Source organism: Marinobacter sp. KM021, assembly GCF_050707965.1.
Taxonomy (GTDB): domain Bacteria; phylum Pseudomonadota; class Gammaproteobacteria; order Pseudomonadales; family Oleiphilaceae; genus Marinobacter; species Marinobacter shengliensis.
The window spans coordinates 2,045,994-2,065,765 of record NZ_CP136129.1; the positions used below are offsets into that span (position 1 = coordinate 2,045,994).

Sequence of the window (19,772 nt, forward strand, 5' to 3'; positions counted from 1 at the left end):
CCTCAGGTCTTGGCAAAAATCAGCGGCTTATACTCTGGCCTAAAAAAATAGGCCAATGGCCCTAGAAGAGCATAGTCAATCAGATTCCCAAAAAATATAACATCAAAGAAACCTCGAAAAAGCATTACACATAGCAGCACAAGGAGGAACCCTGAACCCGATGAAAGCAAGCGTATAAAAACAGCCAGGATAGCCACCAGACTTACAAACAACATAAATCCAAAGTTAGAATGAAAACGAATGAAGGCATTGTGAGGATTTCCACCATATTCCTGAATTGCCAACACCAGCCTTTCGTCGCCCCCCAAAAGTAATGAGAACAGATTCAGCTCACTCAAATAACCAAGAAGCATCTCATACCGTGGACTTTCAATCCCCGATGAAAAATTGGTTTCTGACGAAAAGTAATCAGCCACAACGGGCCCTAACACTATTACAGCCATAACGGAAGCACAGAAGTAAAATAAAGAGACCTTGTACTTCCAACAGAAAAACAGGACAAAAACAACCACCAGCATCAATGCTACAATATTTGACCGTCCATAAAGCGGAATCGTAATCAGAGCAGACAAAATCACAAGCAGAATACTAGGGCGAACATCCTCCTCATAACATATCCATAGATAGCCACCTAGCAAAGCTAAAACCACTGCACCTACTATATTTCTACTGTAACCGGAAAAAATATGGTTAAATTCGCTGGGACCAAAACCGAGAACAAGCCAACAAAAATACAAATACAACAAGTAAATCAACAACGGAAATTTATAGGCGACGCCGCCGAGGTTAAAATCCCTTATAACCACAGCCATCGCCAGCCCACCTGTCAGAAAAAATCCGGCGATCAGCGAACTCCCCCCCGAGCGATCGAGGGCGACAAGCCCCATCAGAAAAATGAACAGGACATAAATAACGTGAAAAAATTTAAGATTGCTCGAGAAGCAAACAAAAAAAAGCAAAAACGAAAAGGAAAGTGAAGCAAGAACGAGCCGAATATAGAAAAAACCCGAGAACAGTGCCAGGAACAGCAGTAGCGTATAAACAAGCACCCCTACCATTAAGATTTGTCGAACTAACGTAGTAGATGATGAGGCGCTCGACACCTCAGGCCAATCCATCGCAGACATGCTAAACAGAGTCACTTCTACCCATTCTCGGGAATGCGTCTATGAAAGAGCCCGGAGTCTGGTTAAAAACCTTCACACCCAGAGACGCCGACAACTCGCCGATTACTCGGTAACTTTTATGTACCAGGCGGTAACTCTCAAAGATTTCCTCCATGGAAAAATGCTGACCAGTAAGCCGGTCTTTGTATAATGGTGACAGGCTTGGATCCTTATCATAGAAATGACTATCTTTTATGTATAACAAATTATCATCAGCAACGTGAAGATTCTGATGCCAGGAGTGATCGGCGCCATCGATCACCACATGATTGTGACCATTCAGAATTGACAAATAAATGGCAGCAATCAGAACATTATTCGCACGTGGCATCAATATCTGGCTCTTCATTAAGCCCAAAAAAGGAAACCTAAAATACGATTTCAAACCAACATCTCTAAAAAAGACAACTCTTACGGAAGTATTCCGGAATAACTCAATCAAAACCCGGCCCATCGAATAAAATCTAATGGGGATATACAGATTCATTTCCCAATCAACCGTCTCCACCATCTTTAGGAATAAGCTATTCCCCGACTTCAGATCGGTATCAAGTGAATTAAAATAATTCGGATCGAATATCACATACTGTGATGGCTTACATAAAATAAAGGCATCTTGAAAGGCGAAATTATTCACACAATAAACATCATGAGTGCTGCCGATAGATGCCCAGTCGGCAGATGCAACAAAATCTTGCAGTGAGGGCCCATTTCCCAGTATCAGCGCTTTTTTATGGCGAGAGAAACGACTACGCCGACTATAAAACAGATTATTTCTGGCAATAAAACTCCAAAAATAGACAGGCCAGTAACTCAGATGGCGTCTCAGTTTACTCATTGCAATCTACCGCATCCATTTCGCGCCTGACCCGCGCCAGAAAATCCACAAACAACGTCAAGATCATCGCAGCCAGTAGGGAGGCCAGAACAATCACTGCAAATTTTATAATTTTAGATAGGCCCTCCGGCTCCATTCCAGGCCTCGCCAACGTCAGTACCGTTGCTTCGTCCAGCGATTGCACCCGCTCAAGAAGCATCGAACGCCGCTCGATGAGGGAGGCCAACACCGCATCACCTCCGGAGCCACCTGGAGTCTCCTTTATGCCCTGCTCCACCGCTTCAATTTGGAGATTTAACCTTTCCTCAACCCGTTGCAGTGCCTTCAAGTGATCGCTGATCAAGCCGGAAACAGCCGTCTCATGAACTTCACGAACAAGAACTTCACCCGACCTGGGAACAGTAGTTGATAGCGCAATCAGATCATCCGAGCCAACGCCGTACACCGACACTTTCAGTTTCTCTCCGCGCGAACCCTCGAGCTCAGCAATCGCATCAGGAATATGATCTCGCTCCAGGCGCATTATCGATGCCTGAAGCGGCTCAACCGGTCTAGCCTGCGACACCATTGCAGGCTTTATCAGTGTTAGGTAACTGAATTTTTCCTCGCTTAAACCTACCAGTAAACCTCCTGCCACCAATGGCAACAGAAAGCTAGACAGAAACAAATACTTCCAAAGAAAGAACGCCTGAAAAATCGCAACCAGACTGATTGCCTCTATGTCACCCGACTTAAAACCCTGATCCGCTCTAGACATTTTCACGGTACCACTTGTAAGCGCTTCGCAATCCCTCTTCCAGCTCGATGCTTGCCTGCCACCCCAACGCCTTCAACCGGCTCACATCCATCAACTTCCTCGGCGTACCATCCGGCTTGCTGCTATCAAACACAAGACTTCCCGAGAAACCGGTTACCCTGGCAACCGTCTCTGCCAGTTCCCGAATGGTGCAATCCACACCGGTGCCCACATTGATGTGTGAAAGCATTGGCTCGGTGTTGCTGGTGTAGGTTTCGTAGTCCAGCTCCATCACGTGCACACTGGCCGCGGCCATGTCATCCACGTGCAAGAACTCACGCATAGGTTTGCCGCTGCCCCAGATAACAACTTCCTCATCGCCCGCTTTCACTGCTTCATGAAAGCGCCGCAACAACGCCGGAATCACGTGGCTGTTTTCCGGGTGGAAGTTGTCATTCGGGCCATACAGATTGGTGGGCATCACGCTGCGGTAGTCCCGTCCATATTGGCGGTTGTAGCTCTCGCACAGTTTGATACCAGCAATTTTAGCAATCGCGTAAGGCTCGTTGGTGTGCTCCAGAATACCCGTGAGCAAGGCATCTTCCCGCATGGGCTGTTCAGCAAACTTCGGGTAAATGCAGGAGGACCCGAGAAACAACACCTTCTGCACACCGGCCTGGTGAGCGGCATGAATCAAGTTGGCTTCGATCATCAGGTTTTCATAGATGAATTCCGCCGGGTAGGTGTTATTGGCGTGAATGCCGCCCACCTTGGCCGCTGCGATATACACCTGCTCCGGCTGATGCTCGGCAAACCAGGCATGTACCGCTGCCTGGTTCAACAGGTTCAGTTGATCCCTGCCGGCCGTCAGGATGTTGGAGTATCCCAAAGACTCCAGACGCCGAACAATCGCCGAGCCCACCATGCCACGGTGGCCAGCCACGAAAACCTTCTGATTGCGCAGTTCAGCCATCTTAGTTCTCCACCGATACCGGAACATCATGGCCATGGGCCTTGAGTAAGGCATGGCGCTTCGCAGCCTGCAGATCTTCCTGAACCATCTCGGCGCACATCTCCTGCACGGTAATCTCCGGCACCCAACCCAGTTTTTCCTTCGCCTTGGTCGGATCCCCCAGCAAGGTCTCCACTTCGGCTGGGCGGAAATAGCGGGGATCTACCTTCACAACAACATCGCCAGGCTTAACCGCCGGCGCAGACTCGCCAGAGACAGACACCACCACAGCCGTCTCATCCACACCTTCACCTTCAAAACGTAGCTCTATGCCCAACTCCGCCGCAGACCACTGGATAAACTCCCGAACCGAATACTGAACGCCAGTCGCGATAACAAAATCTTCCGGCTGATCCTGCTGCAGCATCATCCACTGCATGCGCACATAATCCTTGGCGTGCCCCCAATCCCGAAGCGCATCCAGATTGCCCATGTACAAACAGCTCTCCAGCCCCTGGGCGATATTCGCCAGGCCACGGGTGATCTTCCGGGTAACAAAGGTTTCACCGCGCCGGGGCGACTCGTGATTGAACAACACTCCATTACAGGCATACATGCCGTAGGCTTCCCGATAGTTAACGGTAATCCAGTAGGCGTAGAGCTTGGCAACTGCGTAAGGGGAGCGAGGATAAAACGGTGTAGTTTCTTTCTGGGGAATCTCCTGTACCAGGCCATAAAGCTCAGAGGTGGAGGCCTGATAGAAGCGGGTTTTCTTCTCCAACCCCAGCAAACGAATGGCCTCTAACAGGCGCAAAGTGCCCATGGCATCCACATCTGCAGTGTATTCCGGCGACTCAAAGCTGACCGCCACATGGGACTGAGCGCCCAGGTTATACACTTCGTCTGGCTGCACTTCCTGCAAAATGCGCGTGAGGTTGGAAGAATCCGTAAGGTCACCGTAATGCAACACAAATCGCTGATTATCGGTGTGAGGATCCTGATAGATATGGTCTACACGCTGAGTGTTGAACAACGAGGCCCTGCGCTTGATACCGTGCACCTCGTAGCCCTTTTCCAGCAAGAACTCTGCAAGGTAGGAACCATCCTGGCCTGTGATGCCGGTAATTAAAGCTTTTTTCATCGAAAAATCCTAAAAAACGTTTAAGCCCTAAACAAAACGGGCTTCCGCTCCTCACGAAAGCCCGAATGACGAAAAGTTGACGAGAGTCTACGCCACCCCATCCATTTTTTCAGTAACGATCAAGTAACCCATGAAACCCAAGCCAAGCTAGGCGCGCCCATACTTATCCTCAAATCGTACAATATCGTCCTCACCTAAGTAGGACCCAGACTGCACCTCAATCAATTCAAGATCGACTACCCCCGGGTTCTCCAAAGCATGAACCTGCCCAATACGAATATAGGTAGACTGGTTCTCCGTAACCAAGTACGTTTTCTCCCCATTCGTCACCTTCGCAGTACCGCTAACGACAATCCAATGCTCAGCCCGGTGATGATGCATTTGCACCGAAAGCTTTGCGCCCGGCTTCACAGTAATCCGCTTGACCTGATAGCGATGCCCATTATCAATGGAATCGTATACACCCCATGGCCGATACACTTCCCGATGATTCAGGTGCTCATGGCGACCATCCGCCTCAATCTGGCTTACGACTTTTTTAACATCCTGAACCCGATCTTTATGGGCGACCAGAACGGCATCTTTGGTTTCAACGACGACCAGATCCTCTACGCCAACTGTCGCTACCAAACGATGATCGGCCCGCACCAGACATCCCGAGCTATCCTGTTGGATCACATCTCCGGAAACCGCGTTACCGAATTCGTCCTTGATTGAAACCTCCCACAATGCAGACCAGGATCCAATATCACTCCAGCCGGCATCCATTGGCACAACGGCTGCAGAAGATGTCTTTTCCATCACCGCATAGTCCACAGATTCCTCAGGGCAAGCTGCAAAAGCCCCTTGGTCGACTCGAGTAAAGTGCAAATCCTTTGCAGCCCCTTTCAAGGCGATCCGACAAGCCTCAAGAATGTCGGGACGGAAACGTTCCAGCTCTTCCAAGTAACGACTGGCTTTGAAAAGAAACATTCCGCTGTTCCAGAGATAATCACCGGATTCAAGGTAGTTTTGAGCCGTGGCGTGGTCTGGCTTTTCCACAAAACCCTCAACCGCGAAACCTCCGTTATCCAGCGCCGATCCTTTTTTAATATAACCGTAACCAGTCTCCGCACTAACAGGAACAACCCCAAACGTCACCAACTTACCAGCCTCAGCCAGGGGCAAAGCTTTGTTAACACTTTCGTGAAATGCCGCCACGTTACCAATCAGATGATCAGCCGCCAGAACAAGGAGCATTCCATCCCCCCCGTCCGCAACGGTCTGCAACGCAGCCAGAGCAATAGCAGGCGCGGTGTTGCGCCCGAACGGCTCCAGAACAACCCGGGCATCAGTCTGACCAGCCAGACGTAGCTGCTCAGCAGCCAAAAACCGATGCTCTTCATTGCAAATGACTACCGGAGCACCAACGTCTAAACCACGCAAGCGGCTAACAGTTTGCTGCAGCATCGTTGAATGATCAGCCGTCAAGGCAAGGAACTGCTTCGGATTTAACTGGCGAGAGAGAGGCCAAAGACGGGACCCAGCCCCACCCGACAGTATTACAGGCACAAACACACCAATCTCCTATAGATTTTAGGACTACCTATTTCGACCAATTCTCGTTTTTATTAGTTGTTTAAGTGCAAGCCATATAAATAATGAGTTAGTTACCAAATACCGCTTCCACAGTCTTCGTGGCTCCGTAAGCAACCGAAACAACCATTCCAAACCATTGTGCTGCATCCAAAGGGGAGCGCGACGAATTGTGCCAGCGTGATAATCAAAAGCTGCACCCACGCCAATCATTACCGCGTTAACACGACCACGATGAGCCGCCATCCAGGCCTCTTGTTTAGGACAACCGAGGCTAACCCATACGGTACCGGCACCGGACGCATTGATTGATTCGATCGCAGCCTCTTCTTCCTCTCGGGTTAACTCCCGATATGGCGGAGAATATGCCCCCGCAATTTTTAGCCCGGGAAATTTCTGAGGCAGATCCTTTTGAAGAGCATTCAACGTCGCCTCGGAACCGCCGTATAAGTATATAGACTCCCCGCGCGTTGATGCTTCTTCACAATAGCGATGCATCAAGTCCGGACCGTTGATTCTTTCTTGACCTCGTGCGCCCAGTTTCCTCATCAACCACGCCACCGGTGCGCCATCCGGTGTCGCCATATCAGCTCCCTCTACTACCTCAAAAAACTCAGGATCTTGCACAGCTGTAACTACTGAGTGGGAATTGCAAATACACACATAGCGACTATTTTTCTCTTGCGCCCAGTGATGGATACGTGCCAGTGCCTGCTCCCACGTCAAAGCATCAATACAAGCCTTCAAAACCGGTAGCCGTGTGTGCATCACACTATTACTTTCGTGCTTCGAACTTTGCAACTTTCTTCGCCTCTCTATAGATTTCTTGAAGCTGCCAATAATTAGCGTTTTCATTATACTTCGCTTCAAACTCGGCTCTAGCTCCAGCCCCCAACCTTTGAAGCCCCCCCGGCTCAATCCAGGCAGATTTAATTTCTGATAATAATGAGGCCGAATCGGCGGCCTCAAATACAACGCCATTTAGCCCCTTCTTTACGATAGAAGGCAAAGGTCCTATGTTTGAGACCGCCGAAGGTGTACCCAAAGCAAAAGCTTCTCGAACCACCATTGGAAACCCCTCAAAACACTCAGAGGGGAGCACCTGTAACATACTCTCTGATATCTCACGTTGTGCCTCCTCCATTGAAAGTTGTCCAAGAAACTTGATTGGCAAGCCCTTAGCCAAATCCTCCAGTTCATGCCGAAGAGGACCATCGCCAACAATCCTTAATTCTGGAGCAACATCCCCCCACATTCGCCAGGCTTTCAAAAGAGTGACGAGTCCCTTTTCCTGCCCCAAGCGTCCAGCAAACACAACAGCCGGCCTGCGTGCGTGCCAAGGCTTTACTTCCGGCATTCCGGGATAGAAGTTAGGCTTTACATGAACCTTGTGACGAGGCAACCCGGCTTCGACCATCAGCTCCCTTTGAAACTCAGACAAGCAAATAAAGGCGTCAACCTGATTTTGCCAGGTTCCCATTTTTCTATGTGCTGCCACACTTATCGCCAAGGGAGCTGTAGCTAACCGGCTATTGCGATAACATCCGTATCTCAACGATGGCACCACTGAGCGTTTGTCTATACATTCGGTACAAACATTCCCGGAACGCATGGGAATGGCATTGGCGCAAAAAAGACGATAATTGTGAAGTGTCAGAACTCGCGCAGGAAGTCGGTCTTTCAAATAAAAAATACTTGGAGAAATCCGGGGAAAAAAATTATGAACATGCACCACCTCTGGACGAAATTCACTGACAGATTTCTCGAGTTCAGCTAACGCCCCGGAGTTCCACGGGATACTAGCGATCTCGGAAGCCTTTCTTAGCAGGCTCATTTCCAAAATATGATCGCTATGTTTTTCAAACGTCCTAACTTCATTTCCATGTGCTTGCAAAAGCCGCTTCTCATCCTCGAAAACGGAATTCTCACCAGATGGAAAAGCTGACCTGTAGTAGTTGTGGCACATTATTATATTCACAAAACCTCATCCTATCTCGCTTTCTGATTTACGACGTATAGCGCCGCAGCGATGCTTGGGACATCCCAAGCCCTATCATTAATCCACAAGGCAACAAGACATATGAGTAAGCCAACGGATTATCCGTAAACATCGATACTAAAAGGCCTATAAGTGAAAGCGAGCCAGCAACCATCCACTGCGAATTATCATTTATATACCGTCTACTTCGTATTTTTATATAGAGAAAAATGAGAACTAAAAAAGAAAATAAACACCAAAGAAACAACCCAAACACACCGGTTTGGTGAAAGAGACGAAGATAGTCATTATGAGGATGTTCCCATCCTTGATACTTTTGGCTTAACCACTCAGGAAGAGGTGCACCATGGCCCAACAAAGGGCGATCCAGTGCTGACTCGAAAACTATAGGCCAAACAAAAGACCTACCGGAAGTATTTAAGCCAACCCCCATAAAACTCAATCCCGAATCCCCTCCCATCGACTTCTTTATAGCATCAAGCTCAAAAATATATTGATGAAAGACAAAGTATACAAAGAAAACAAATATCAAAAAAGACAGCAAACCCTTTAACGAAAACCCTCTTCTATAGCACACGAGAAACATAAACAATAAAATAAAGTCTGTAATTATGGCGACTCTTGCCCCCAACCCCAAGTGCACAAAAAAAATAGAAAATAGTGCGAAAACGGAAAAATAACGACGAATTGAAGAAACGGAAAGATAGTACGAAAAATAAAAAAAACCCGCTAAAGCAACAGCCGGGGCATGACCAAAATTTACCACACAGTAAGCCGAGTAAACCAAAAAAAATAAAAACGAAATATCAAAAGCACGACCAACTAAAAAACGATCTACCAACCCCATACCATACTTCGAAAATATCACAACGGACAAAAAGAAAGAGGGCCATAACAAAATCGAAACATCGCTACTTCGAACATAAATTAAGTAAAAAAAGTTATAAGTGACCAGCATCAATAAAAAAATAACGGAAAACAGCCCAGCCCGAGGCAAAAACGGCCTACAAACAAAGAATATAAAACAAACCACGGACACTGCAGCCAGAAAAAACCCTCCCCAGCTTAAACCGCCAAGAAGCTTAAACGAAGTTAGAAATGGCACAAAAGCGGGAAAAAAAACTAGAACTAAAAAAATCAATTCAACGTTATTTTTAGGGAAAGCATTCCGAATCGTTGATATCAATTCAAACCTTCTCTCTATATATATCCAATGAAAAGTCTATTGGAAACGCATCTGTGTAAGTAACTTTTGCGACATTTTTTATACCAGGAAACCCATCCGATATCTTCTCGAGGTACCTAAAATGCCTAGAAAAGTTCAGAAAAACATGAGATGTTTTCGGGAACAAAAATGAGTCGATGTGTCTTTTTTTAGGATATCTATCATAAAAGTGCTTATCAACAAAATACTTGTTCCCGTTTTTATCAACTGTAAAGTTCAAAAAATAGGAATTATCAAAGCCACAAATTCTCACCTCTTCATACCCCAAAAAAATCGCTATAGAAAGCGCGTAAAAAGCTGTAGTTGGATAATACCCTAATGGCCTAAAACAATTTGATACATTCTTTGAATATGGATTTGATACGGAGCAGAAAGGTATTGAATTAAGAAACCGGCTTCGTGAAAATAGATGCATCGGGACAAATGCGGGAATCCCGTGCTTGTTCACCATCTCTATATCATCTGATGCTTGGTCATTAATAATATCATCATCATGGAAATGATAAGGATCACCGAAGACACAAAAATCCGGAACAATACCATGAACATCTATAGCTTTAGACGAAAAGGAATTTATAGTTATAACATCATAGGAACTGGCTTGATATTCTTTAACCTTTCGGAAATCAATATCGCTCAGAGATGGGCCGTTTGCGAAGACAAATGCTTTGTCTTTTTTCGACTTACAACACTGTTTAAACTTTGCTTTCCCAATCCTCCGCTCCTTATAAAACCTAAAACAATATAAACCTCCTTTTAAAAAATAAAGAAATTTAAGAATTGCCAGCCGGCGTAGGGATGTAACATCATCTCTATAAGCCGACCTCAAAAACCTAAGAAGACCATCTGCATTAGGAACGGACATAAAATTAAATTATTAGGATCTCAAATAAAAAATATCTATTTAAAAACAGCTTATATGATTTTTCTCAACAAAACGAAAGCCTCTGATAATCGCCCCCCAACGAAGCCACCTCGGAACTCAGCTAACCTAAGAACATTTTCAAAGGATCGGATATGAGGGGCTTCTCTCATTTCCATATGATATTTCTGGAGCGCAGCTAGCTTTACATCCATTTGGCTCGAAACATCTACAAAAACGTTAGGGACAAAAGGGCTTTCAGTAGGTGTATTCCAGCCGGTAGCTGACAGTACTTCAAATGCATAAACTTCCTTTACCGAACTTCCCGGTACCGGCCTACAAGCAGTCAACACTACTTGGTGTGTAACGCGATGATCGATATTCAAATCACCACTGTGGTGGGTGTAGATAATCCGGGGCTCTATTTCTTGAATTACTGCTTCCAATTTCTGAACTATATCCAATAACGGTACGCTATCCATTCGGTTGTCGGGGAAACCGAGCATGTAAGCTTTAGTTATACCCAGTATCCTATGGGCTTCTTCCGCTGCTGCATTCCTCTGTTCAAGCTCTTCAGATGTAGCGCCTGGGCGGGACGTCACGCCATCAGCCAGAAAAACAGCGTAAACGGTATCTCCCTCTGCCACGTGCCGAGCAATCGTACCTCCGCAGCCCAGAGCCTCATCATCGGTGTGAGCTGCAACGACAAGAACAGTTTTACTCATCAAATAGCTCCCAACTGGTTGGAGTGCCGCGTGTGACGTCGCTTTTTAGCGTTTTTCCAATAATGGTACTGAAGTGTTTGGGCTCAATTCCAATTCCTGGCCGGATTCTACGAATATCCTTTTCTTTAATCGTCTCACCGGCCTTCATATCGCGCATGAAGTATATGGAACGACGAAAAATACGGTTCTGTTCTTCAGCTTTTTGCCGGGCATAGCCTACCTTGCCGATGGCGAGTTTTGCCTCGCGGGTTTCTACACACAGACGCTCGAGTTCTTCCGGCTCTATCGAGAAACCGCTGTCGGGGCCACCATCCTCTCGATTCAAAATAAAGTGCTTTTCGATCAGACAGGCTCCCAGAGCAACCGCTGCTACGGAGGCAGTAGTACCCAGAGTATGGTCAGACAGCCCTGGTATGGCCTGGAAGCGATTACCCAGCTCTTTGACCTGTGCAATGTTTGCCTGCTCCATGGGCGCGGGATAGCTGCTTATACAATGAAGCAGAACCAGCTGTTCACAGCCCGCATTTCTAGCGGTCCCAACTGCTTCCTCAATTTCCTCTTCGCTGGCCATACCTGTCGACATAATCATGGGCTTGCCGGTTTTGGCTACGTATTCGATCAGAGGGAGGTCGGTTACTTCAAAAGAAGCAATTTTATAGGCTGGAGCATCCAGCTCTTCGAGTAGATCCACTGCGGTTTCGTCGAACGGTGTCGAGAACACAGTAATTCCGATTTTACGGGCATGCTCGAACATCGCCTTGTGCCACTCAAAGGGGGTTTCTGCCCACTTGTAGAGGTCGTATAGCTTAAAGCCATCCCATGGTCCGCCTTTAATCAAAAACTCAGGGCGGTCGGAATCTACTGTCATGGTATCTGCTGTATAGGTCTGGAGCTTGATTGCAGATGCACCACGCTTTTTGGCTTCATCTATAGTGGCCAGGGCGTGTTCCAAAGAACCATTGTGGTTCGCAGATAACTCAGCAATGATGTAGGGGGGATGATCTGGTCCGATCTTCACTCCATCAATAACAACATCTTTCATAACTGTTCCTTACCTAGATTTCTTTGTGATTCGCACAGATGCTTTCAACTCTTTTTCGCCCACTTCAGCGTCTGAAAACTCAATAACAAACTCGCCGTAAGTGATAAAAGCAGGCGGGTAGGTTGGCGCATCCAGCATTCGTATGTGGTCGTATAGGTCGAGAATACTGCCGTCGATAGGTAATTCACTTTGAGCAGGCTTTCTACGTTTAAAGATAGTGGGGGTCCCCTGCTGTGGGATGGGCTTAGGCTGAGTTTCAATCATCCACCTGATGATATCAAAGCTTAACTCTCCGGCCCGTTTGTAAATCTCTGCGGCGGTGCCACTGAGCGACATATCTTTCTTCGTATAAACTGGTCCGGCGTCCATTTCCTCAACCATTCGCAGTGCTGTTAACTTGGTTGAACTGTGTCCTCGAACGATCAGGTTCTGGAGCGGGCTTCCCCCTCGCCCATAGGGCACATCTGTCATGTGAAAACATACAGATTCATAATTTTTCCACACTTGCTCGGGTACCAGCCAATTCCAGTGTAGAAAGAAGATGTAACGAATGTTCTGCTCGTTGCCAATGATTTCTTCAAGTTCAGCAGGGTTGTTAGCCCATGCGTATCGTTCCTCACTGGGAAGCAGGTCAGTAGCTTGGGAGTGATGCCAAGGTTTTGAGGTGGCGAGGATGTAGGTATTCGTGTCCAAGGGAATTGCCTATAAGCTGTTGTTCGATGAGCTTACTGTCAATACTTTGCGATGCTCGGCCCACTCAGCGGCAAGCAGTCCAAAACGAGTCACTGACTGAAAACCTTCTTCACCGAGATATTGATCCCGAAAGACCCCTTCCACTTCGAACCCAAGTTTCCGGTGAAATCGAAGACTCCTTTCGTTCTTCTCCAGTACTTCTGCATTGAGTTTGTGGAAGTCTAACTCCCTGAAGTAGAGATCAATCGCCTCTATACCCATTCTCGTCCCAGTGCCCGGTTGCGCCTCAGGGTCTGCATAGAAGCCCCAAAACGCGTTTTTTGAGGCGTGGTCCATATCTGTGAAATATACGATTCCTGCGGGGCGGTTTTCGTGCGTTTCGTAAATCAACCACAAACAGTCATCCTTTTGAGTTTGACGTCGGAACCATGCCCGGTGTTGATCAAACAGAATAACGGATTGTGAAAACATGCTCTGCCGAATCGACGGATGGTTGCGCCAGCTTAACATCAGCTCCAGATCTGCTTCCTCAATCTTACGCAGCGGCATGTAAACTTTGCTCCATCGCTTTTATCAGTCGCCATGTTCCATTGCCGTCAACAATGGCTCGCATTGCTTTTGATTGAGCGGAGGTGGTGTGTGTATCTTTCAACATACTTGCCAAAGATCTGCTGATGTCGTCAACAGTTACCTTTTCAGCAGGTCCCATAAAATGGACGAGCGACAGACGGCCCAGTTCCTGGTTTATTTTCTCCTGGTTACGCGCCACGCTCACTACAATTGCGGGTAACCCCAAACACATTCGCTCCCAGTTCGTTGCCCCACCGGCACCTAGCATTAGGTCTGCTCTTACCATCAGTGCAGACAGGCTGGGGAGTCCCGAATAGAGCCTTGCCCCTTCTTGGCGATCTACCATCTTCTGAACGATATCGGGCGAGGGGTGATTATTTCCAATGACCACATCTATCGACAGACGTTTGAATGAGGGGCAGGCCAGGGCCTCAAGATACCGTTCCGTAAGATGGTGCGGATCGCTCCCCCCTACAAAAATCAAAACTCTCGACACACATCCATCACGCTGCGGCAAAGCGCTGGCTAATATTCGATACTCCTGGCTCAAAAGAGCATATTGGGGCCCCAAGAGCAGACGACAATCCCGGTTTATTAAGTCCTGATACCGCTCCTTTATCTGATTTCCCAGCGCATTCTGATCCAGAAGAATATCTGCCTGATGTTCTCGATCAGCCAGATCGTCAATCACCAATATACGTTTAACTTTACTGGCAATTTGTCGCTCCCACCGCGAATCCAGCGCATAATGATCGGCGACTAACCAATCGACTTTTTGACCGAACAGAACTCTATTTGTTTGTTCCGCATCTTGCTGCCATGGAACCCCCAACCATTCAGCATGCGCAAGTAGATTATCGCTTTCGTTCTCCAGATCGGTCGGAATCTTATGAGTCAACAGATGAAGCTCATACCCGCGTCGAGTAATCAGCTCGGACAGACATCCCGGATGATCCCGGCAGATAAAGAGGCATTCATGCCCCTGAGCACGCAGCGCGTCCGCCAGGGTAAGGCAGCGCATAACATGGCCGGTGCCAATTCGAACGGAAGCATCTGCCCGGAATGCTATCCGCATTATTCAGTGCCCTGCTCTTGCATGGCTTTAAACAGCCACTCGGCTCGTACCCAGTCTTCCGGTGTATCGATATCCTGAACCCTATGCCGCGGGAGCGTTACAGGTGCGGCATCCTCCGAAAAGATGAGGCGTTCTTCTTTCCAGGCTTGGGCTGTTCCCCAATAGAACTGGCCAGCATCGTGCCAGGCTTCTTCAAGATCCTGGGATCGAGTCTGGAAGTGTTCCGGATTGAACATGGCTACTCGCCCGCTACCTGTGATGCGAATGGCACGCTGGATAGGGAAAGCGTAGCTGGTTACCGAAAAGGCATAGCTGCAGACTTCGCTTTCCAGCAGTTGCTGGCCCCGATTCAGATCTTCAGGGGAAACAAATGGGGCGGTCGCGTAGATACAGCAAGCTTGTGACACCGCGCAGCCATTGTCGGCCAGCCATTCAACCGCATGCCGAATGACGGGGATGGTTCCGGTGTAGTCGTCTGAGAGTTGGGCCGGGCGCATAAAGGGGGTTTCAGCCCCGTATTGCCGGGCAACCGCAGCGATTTCCTCATCATCCGTCGACACGATCACCCGGTCAAAACAGCCGCTTTCCATCGCGGCCTCAATAGACCAGGCAATCATCGGCTTGCCGCAGAACTCTTTGATGTTTTTGCGCGGAATGCGCTTGCTGCCGCCGCGAGCGGGAATGATTGCTACAGCACTCACTATCACTCTCCCGCCAGCGCATTGCGAAGCGCCGAAACCACTTCGTCTTGCTGATCGTCGGTCAGGCCCTGAAACATTGGCAAGCTGATGGCTTCCCGGTAATAGGCCATGGACTGCGGAAAACTCTCTGGCTTAAAACCCATCAACTCATAGTACGGCTGCGTGTGCACGGGAATGTAGTGCAGGTTGACGCCAATTCCCTGTGCCCTCAGAGATTCAAAGACCTTTCTGTGCGTACGGGAGATACAGTCTAACTTCAAACGGATCACATAAAGGTGCAAGCCTGAGTAACTGTCCGGGTGTTGCCAAGGCAGCACGACGGGTAAATCCGCCAGCAGGTGGTTATACCTTTCTGCCAACTCGTGCCTACGAGCCACAAACGCATCCAGCCGCTGCATCTGGCTTACACCCAGCGCTGCCTGCAATTCTGTCATCCGGTAATTAAAGCCCAGATCCACTTGCTGGTAATACCAGGGCCCGTCAGGTTCATGGGTCATCAAGGCTGGGTCTCGGGTAATGCCGTGGCTGCGCAACAGATTCATTTTTTCCGCTAACCGCGCATCGTTGGTTACCGCCATACCGCCCTCGGCCGTCGTCACAATCTTGACCGGGTGGAAGCTGAACACAGTGATATCGCTGTAACGGCAGTTGCCGATGAACTCGTCCTGATATTTGCCGCCAATCGCGTGGGATGCGTCTTCAATTACCTTGAAGCCGTACTCTTTCGCGAGGGTACCAATCGCTTCCATGTTGCAGGGCTGGCCGCACAAGTGAACCGCCACCACCACTTTCGGCAAACGGTCTTCCTGCTTTGCCTGTTCAAGCTTTTTCTTTAGCGCAACCGGGCACAGGTTGTAGGTTTGGGGGTCGATATCCACAAAATCGACCTTCGCACCACAATACAACCCGCAGTTAGCGGAGGCTACAAAGGTAACAGGCGTGGTCCATAGCCAGTCGCCCTCCCCCAGGCCCAATGCCAGGCAGGCAATGTGCAACGCTGAAGTGGCACTGTTAACTGCCAAAGCGTAGTTAGCGCCGACATGCTGGGCTACAGACTGCTCGAATCTCGGCACCATCGGGCCCTGAGTCAGGAAGTCTGACTTCAGCACCTCCAGTACTGCATCGATATCCGCTTGGTTAATGTCCTGCTTACCGTAGGGAATCATGGTCAGATCTTGCCAATTTCGCTGTTGTGGCGATCAATCCAGGATTGCAGCTCTTCGTCTGTCATCCATTCGGTGTTGTTATCACTGGCGTACACAAAGCCTTCAGGCACCGGCTTGCCGTCTTTGATGCGCTCTTTACACGTTCCCCAATCATTGATGTTGGGCAGAATTTTGAAATGCTCGGGGTACTCGTAGGTGAAGTATGAATCCTCGGCACCAATCATCTGCTCATGCAGCTTCTCGCCCGGGCGAATACCTACGATTTCCTGCTCGGCTTCTGGGGCGACAACGCGGGCTAGATCCGTCACTTTCATGGACGGAATTTTCTTCACGTAGATCTCGCCGCCCACCATGTCTTCAAAGGCATGCCATACCAGCTCCACGCCCTGCTCCAGGCTGATCATGAAACGAGTCATACGGGGGTCGGTAATGGGCAGTACGCCTTTGTCTTTGATAGACATAAAAAACGGGATAACTGAGCCGCGGGAACCCATTACGTTGCCATACCGTACCACGGAGAACTTGGTTTGGTGGCCACCCGCGTAGGAATTACCTGCAACGAACAGCTTGTCAGAAGCGAGTTTGGTGGCACCGTACAGATTGATTGGGCTACTGGCTTTATCGGTGGAGAGAGCCACAACGCCCTTGATGCCTTTATCGATGGCGGCGTCGATCAGGTTCATGGCGCCGTGGATGTTGGTCTTAACGCACTCGAACGGGTTGTACTCGGCGGTGGGTACAATTTTGGTGGCGGCTGCATGCACTACGTAGTCCACACCATCCAGCGCCCGATATAAGCGGTCTCTGTCCCGGACATCACCAATAAAGAAGCGCAGGCGGTCGTCGCCCTGGAACAGTTTGGCCATCTCCCACTGCTTCATTTCATCCCGGGAAAACACGATGATTTTCTTGGGGTTGTACTTTTCCAGGGTCATTGGAATGAATTTATGGCCGAAGGAGCCAGTGCCGCCGGTGACGAGGATGGTGGAATTTTCGAGCATAGTCACTTTCTCTGGGTTTTACGGTAAAGATGAATGGTATCACCGCCAGTCGGCGGGTGTTAATCGGTAGAACTGGAAGGTTTTCCAGGCCAGCATAAATGCGAAGGCGGAGATCAGCCCAAAAGGCACGGCCAGTTCTCCGGCTATCGACGCCAGGGCCGCAGTACTGGCCAGGAAAACCACGAATCCGGCTATATGAGCGACAATCAGCGCTTTGTCTTTGCCCCTGGCGTACAAGCCATAATGCGGGATCATGCCAACAACGAACAGACCGGTGGAGAGAAGCAACCAGGCAAACAGATCAATACGCTCAAGATAAAGCGGTTTATCCAGCCACTGCAGTAACGGCATGGCCGCCAGCCACGCACACGCAGAGAACAGTGCAGTAAGGGCTATCGTCTGCCAGGCCAGCTGATGGTACTTTTTCCGGAACTCTGCGGCATTGTTGTTGGCATGGGCGGCGATCATAGCCGGGTAGAGAAAAGTAAACACGCCCGCATCCATAAAGCCCAGCAACGCCATGCACATACCAATAAAAAGCACGTACGCCCCGAGCACATCCAGCCCTGCGAGGGCTTCAAACCAGTACCGATCCACGGTGTAGATGCCACGCAATGCAAGTGTGGCAATCAGCATGGGAATCGCAATCTTCAGGCCTTTTTTCAGCCACCCCCAATCTACGCTTTTAAGCCATCCACCCATCGGTATTCGCCATAACACGGCAACACCAATCAACATCCCGATACTGCTGCCGGCTATCCAACCGGTAAGTACGGTTGGCAGTTCCTGGCTGGGCTCATTGAGGAACATAACTGCGACCACTGCAACACACCAGGCGCCGGCGCGGAAGAACAAAACCCAACTAGCGACGAGTTGCCGTTGCAGCGCCACCAGAAGGCGGTTAAGTTCCTGAGTTATATGCTCCAATACCAGAATGACCAGAAACCAGGGAAGCAACCACCAAGGGAGCAATTCCAGGGCGAACAAGCCGAAAGTAAGCGGCAAGAATACCGCGTACAAGATTAGACTGAGAGCAACCTGACTCTTAAGCAGCTGGCCTCGGTTTTCCGGCTCTGTTTTCAGGATCTCACGGGTGGTAAAGATGTAGAAATCAAAGCCCAGAAAATAGAGCGCATAACTGATGGTAACCGTCAGCAGGCCATATAAGCCCAGCTCGGCGGGCTCCAAAAACCTCGCCAGCATGAAAATGAGCAGAAATTTGCTGACCAGGGTTGTGCCCCGGAGCCCGAGATTGGTAAGCCTGATGAAAAGGTGTTTCATTCGTTGACGGACAGAGCCTGCGGCGTTTCCCGCGAACCTTGATCACTGGGGTTGTCGTTTTTGATGAACGCTCTAATGAAGACCAAAAAAACGCCCAGCATTCCCCCCAGCAGAGTGGCAATCACTACAATTAATGCACGTTTAGGTTCACTCTTTTCTTCCGGAACCACTGCCGGGTCTACGGTGCGGAACACATATTCTCGCTGAGCATTGGCGAGCATTACCGTGCGGGTTTCGTTTTCGATGAGTTGGTAAAACACCTGCTGCATGCCGGCAATGTTGGTTTCCTTGAGTTTGGCGTCCAGGTAGGCAATGCTCGCTTCTGCTTCTTCAACATCCTGTACTCGCATGTGCTCATTAATATCGTGCACTAGCCATTGCGCCCACTGCTGCGCCGCGCGGGGTGAGTAGTGTTTTACACTCACAGTGATCATTCCGGTGTCTTTGGCCTCGCTCACACTGAGGTGGTCTTCTCTGAAAGCCTTTACCAAATCCCAGTTGGTGGGCTCTTGGCTCTTACCTTTACGGTCTGGCAACCATTCTCCCGTGTTCGGGTTGTAGACATCTGTGTCGTAAATCCATTCATCGGTTTCCTCTCGCCAGCCTTTGATAGCATACAAAGGAATCACCAGGTTATGGCGGTGGATGAAGGATGTGAGGAAGGCCCGTGACTGCAGGACCTCTTTAGCAATAACAGTCTGATTGGAGTTTCCTCCACCCAGGCTGATACCCGCGAGGCTGGCCAGGCCACCGAGCTGGCCACTAATACCGCCCAGCTTGCTTTCATCATTAGCTGGGGCCAGAAGGACGCTTGCCTGGTAGATGTTGGGCTTGTAGAGGGCGTAGGCTATGCCTGCGGCGGCGAAGACGAATGTTAAACCCAGGATAAGCCATTTTCCTTGCCATAGGGTGGCGAAGAGTTCTCGGAGGTCTATTTCGTCGTCTGGGTAATGTGTTGTGGTTTGTTCGGCCACGGATATTGTTCCTTGGTTTAGCTTGGGTGCCTGGTGGGTCAGACCCCGTT

General features: G+C 49.1%; 21 protein-coding genes. 1 reads left to right on the forward strand and 20 read right to left on the reverse strand.

The features are described 5' to 3' along the window. Positions 1–2 precede the first annotated feature (2 nt). From RVM24_RS09640 to RVM24_RS09680, 9 genes are all read right to left on the reverse strand, one after another. Entirely contained in the window at positions 3–1,127 is a 1,125-nt protein-coding gene (locus RVM24_RS09640; RefSeq protein WP_374814301.1) for a hypothetical protein, read from the reverse strand. A 1-nt stretch (position 1,128) separates the two neighbouring features. Next, complete coding sequence (locus tag RVM24_RS09645) at positions 1,129–2,004, reverse strand: hypothetical protein (protein ID WP_431475305.1); 876 nt, start codon at positions 2,002–2,004, stop codon at positions 1,129–1,131. Next, positions 1,997–2,761, reverse strand: coding sequence for a hypothetical protein (locus tag RVM24_RS09650; protein WP_431475306.1), 765 nt, complete (start codon positions 2,759–2,761; stop codon positions 1,997–1,999). The genes RVM24_RS09645 and RVM24_RS09650 overlap by 8 nt, the downstream gene beginning before the upstream one ends. Continuing rightward, positions 2,754–3,713, reverse strand: a complete 960-nt coding sequence (gene fcl / locus RVM24_RS09655) for a GDP-L-fucose synthase (RefSeq protein ID WP_431475307.1) — start codon at positions 3,711–3,713, stop codon at positions 2,754–2,756. Before fcl ends, RVM24_RS09650 begins: the two co-directional genes overlap by 8 nt. Before the next feature lies 1 nt (position 3,714). Next, the gene (gene gmd / locus RVM24_RS09660) at positions 3,715–4,833 is read right to left on the reverse strand and encodes a GDP-mannose 4,6-dehydratase (RefSeq protein ID WP_431475308.1); all 1,119 of its coding nucleotides are present in this window, start codon (positions 4,831–4,833) and stop codon (positions 3,715–3,717) included. 147 nt (positions 4,834–4,980) lie between these two features. Beyond that, on the reverse strand, positions 4,981–6,390 hold the full coding sequence (locus tag RVM24_RS09665; protein ID WP_431475309.1) for a mannose-1-phosphate guanylyltransferase/mannose-6-phosphate isomerase: 1,410 nt from the start codon (positions 6,388–6,390) through the stop codon (positions 4,981–4,983). 24 nt (positions 6,391–6,414) lie between these two features. Beyond that, complete coding sequence (locus RVM24_RS09670) at positions 6,415–7,209, reverse strand: WecB/TagA/CpsF family glycosyltransferase (protein WP_431475310.1); 795 nt, start codon at positions 7,207–7,209, stop codon at positions 6,415–6,417. Next, entirely contained in the window at positions 7,184–8,374 is a 1,191-nt protein-coding gene (locus tag RVM24_RS09675) for a glycosyltransferase family 4 protein (RefSeq protein WP_431475311.1), read from the reverse strand. Before RVM24_RS09675 ends, RVM24_RS09670 begins: the two co-directional genes overlap by 26 nt. Before the next feature lie 40 nt (positions 8,375–8,414). Then, on the reverse strand, positions 8,415–9,254 hold the full coding sequence (locus RVM24_RS09680) for an O-antigen ligase family protein (RefSeq protein WP_431475312.1): 840 nt from the start codon (positions 9,252–9,254) through the stop codon (positions 8,415–8,417). A 100-nt stretch (positions 9,255–9,354) separates the two neighbouring features. On the opposite strand from RVM24_RS09680, the gene RVM24_RS09685 reads away from it, so the two are divergent. Beyond that, positions 9,355–9,624 carry a hypothetical protein gene (locus RVM24_RS09685; RefSeq protein WP_431475313.1) on the forward strand — a complete coding sequence of 90 codons (270 nt, stop codon included), beginning with the start codon at positions 9,355–9,357 and terminating at the stop codon, positions 9,622–9,624. Here the strand turns inward: RVM24_RS09685 and RVM24_RS09690 are convergent. Genes RVM24_RS09690 through RVM24_RS09740 form a run of 11 tightly spaced genes read right to left on the reverse strand, consistent with a single transcriptional unit; the run spans position 9,595 to position 19,722 of the window. Continuing rightward, positions 9,595–10,497, reverse strand: coding sequence for a 6-hydroxymethylpterin diphosphokinase MptE-like protein (locus tag RVM24_RS09690; protein WP_431475314.1), 903 nt, complete (start codon positions 10,495–10,497; stop codon positions 9,595–9,597). The two genes, RVM24_RS09685 and RVM24_RS09690, sit on opposite strands and share 30 nt — an antisense overlap. A 50-nt stretch (positions 10,498–10,547) precedes the next feature. Then, the gene (locus tag RVM24_RS09695; RefSeq protein ID WP_431475315.1) at positions 10,548–11,219 is read right to left on the reverse strand and encodes a PIG-L deacetylase family protein; all 672 of its coding nucleotides are present in this window, start codon (positions 11,217–11,219) and stop codon (positions 10,548–10,550) included. Beyond that, entirely contained in the window at positions 11,212–12,261 is a 1,050-nt protein-coding gene (gene pseI, locus RVM24_RS09700) for a pseudaminic acid synthase (RefSeq protein ID WP_431475316.1), read from the reverse strand. Before pseI ends, RVM24_RS09695 begins: the two co-directional genes overlap by 8 nt. A 9-nt stretch (positions 12,262–12,270) precedes the next feature. Beyond that, on the reverse strand, positions 12,271–12,954 hold the full coding sequence (locus tag RVM24_RS09705) for a hypothetical protein (protein ID WP_431475317.1): 684 nt from the start codon (positions 12,952–12,954) through the stop codon (positions 12,271–12,273). Positions 12,955–12,963: 9 nt separating this feature from the next. After that, positions 12,964–13,503 carry a UDP-4-amino-4,6-dideoxy-N-acetyl-beta-L-altrosamine N-acetyltransferase gene (pseH, locus tag RVM24_RS09710; RefSeq protein WP_431475318.1) on the reverse strand — a complete coding sequence of 180 codons (540 nt, stop codon included), beginning with the start codon at positions 13,501–13,503 and terminating at the stop codon, positions 12,964–12,966. Beyond that, complete coding sequence (pseG, locus tag RVM24_RS09715; RefSeq protein WP_431475319.1) at positions 13,490–14,599, reverse strand: UDP-2,4-diacetamido-2,4,6-trideoxy-beta-L-altropyranose hydrolase; 1,110 nt, start codon at positions 14,597–14,599, stop codon at positions 13,490–13,492. The genes pseH and pseG overlap by 14 nt, the downstream gene beginning before the upstream one ends. Further along, positions 14,599–15,306, reverse strand: coding sequence for a pseudaminic acid cytidylyltransferase (pseF, locus tag RVM24_RS09720; RefSeq protein WP_431475320.1), 708 nt, complete (start codon positions 15,304–15,306; stop codon positions 14,599–14,601). The genes pseG and pseF overlap by 1 nt, the downstream gene beginning before the upstream one ends. Next, on the reverse strand, positions 15,303–16,466 hold the full coding sequence (gene pseC / locus RVM24_RS09725; protein WP_431475321.1) for a UDP-4-amino-4,6-dideoxy-N-acetyl-beta-L-altrosamine transaminase: 1,164 nt from the start codon (positions 16,464–16,466) through the stop codon (positions 15,303–15,305). Before pseC ends, pseF begins: the two co-directional genes overlap by 4 nt. A 2-nt stretch (positions 16,467–16,468) precedes the next feature. Further along, positions 16,469–17,467 carry a UDP-N-acetylglucosamine 4,6-dehydratase (inverting) gene (gene pseB / locus RVM24_RS09730; protein ID WP_114334064.1) on the reverse strand — a complete coding sequence of 333 codons (999 nt, stop codon included), beginning with the start codon at positions 17,465–17,467 and terminating at the stop codon, positions 16,469–16,471. Positions 17,468–17,506: 39 nt separating this feature from the next. Next, positions 17,507–18,748, reverse strand: a complete 1,242-nt coding sequence (locus tag RVM24_RS09735; RefSeq protein WP_431475322.1) for a lipopolysaccharide biosynthesis protein — start codon at positions 18,746–18,748, stop codon at positions 17,507–17,509. Next, positions 18,745–19,722 carry a Wzz/FepE/Etk N-terminal domain-containing protein gene (locus RVM24_RS09740; RefSeq protein ID WP_431475323.1) on the reverse strand — a complete coding sequence of 326 codons (978 nt, stop codon included), beginning with the start codon at positions 19,720–19,722 and terminating at the stop codon, positions 18,745–18,747. Before RVM24_RS09740 ends, RVM24_RS09735 begins: the two co-directional genes overlap by 4 nt. Between the last annotated feature and the right edge of the window lie 50 nt (positions 19,723–19,772).

Coding starts and splice junctions, on each gene's coding strand:
- RVM24_RS09640 (WP_374814301.1), bottom strand. CDS start 1,127: ATGTCTGCGATGGATTGGCCTGAGGTGTCGAGCGCCTCATCATCTACT.
- RVM24_RS09645 (WP_431475305.1), bottom strand. CDS start 2,004: ATGAGTAAACTGAGACGCCATCTGAGTTACTGGCCTGTCTATTTTTGG.
- RVM24_RS09650 (WP_431475306.1), bottom strand. CDS start 2,761: ATGTCTAGAGCGGATCAGGGTTTTAAGTCGGGTGACATAGAGGCAATC.
- fcl (WP_431475307.1), bottom strand. CDS start 3,713: ATGGCTGAACTGCGCAATCAGAAGGTTTTCGTGGCTGGCCACCGTGGC.
- gmd (WP_431475308.1), bottom strand. CDS start 4,833: ATGAAAAAAGCTTTAATTACCGGCATCACAGGCCAGGATGGTTCCTAC.
- RVM24_RS09675 (WP_431475311.1), bottom strand. CDS start 8,374: ATGTGCCACAACTACTACAGGTCAGCTTTTCCATCTGGTGAGAATTCC.
- RVM24_RS09680 (WP_431475312.1), bottom strand. CDS start 9,254: ATGGGGTTGGTAGATCGTTTTTTAGTTGGTCGTGCTTTTGATATTTCG.
- RVM24_RS09690 (WP_431475314.1), bottom strand. CDS start 10,497: ATGTCCGTTCCTAATGCAGATGGTCTTCTTAGGTTTTTGAGGTCGGCT.
- RVM24_RS09695 (WP_431475315.1), bottom strand. CDS start 11,219: ATGAGTAAAACTGTTCTTGTCGTTGCAGCTCACACCGATGATGAGGCT.
- pseI (WP_431475316.1), bottom strand. CDS start 12,261: ATGAAAGATGTTGTTATTGATGGAGTGAAGATCGGACCAGATCATCCC.
- pseH (WP_431475318.1), bottom strand. CDS start 13,503: ATGCCGCTGCGTAAGATTGAGGAAGCAGATCTGGAGCTGATGTTAAGC.
- pseG (WP_431475319.1), bottom strand. CDS start 14,599: ATGCGGATAGCATTCCGGGCAGATGCTTCCGTTCGAATTGGCACCGGC.
- pseC (WP_431475321.1), bottom strand. CDS start 16,466: ATGATTCCCTACGGTAAGCAGGACATTAACCAAGCGGATATCGATGCA.
- pseB (WP_114334064.1), bottom strand. CDS start 17,467: ATGCTCGAAAATTCCACCATCCTCGTCACCGGCGGCACTGGCTCCTTC.
- RVM24_RS09735 (WP_431475322.1), bottom strand. CDS start 18,748: ATGAAACACCTTTTCATCAGGCTTACCAATCTCGGGCTCCGGGGCACA.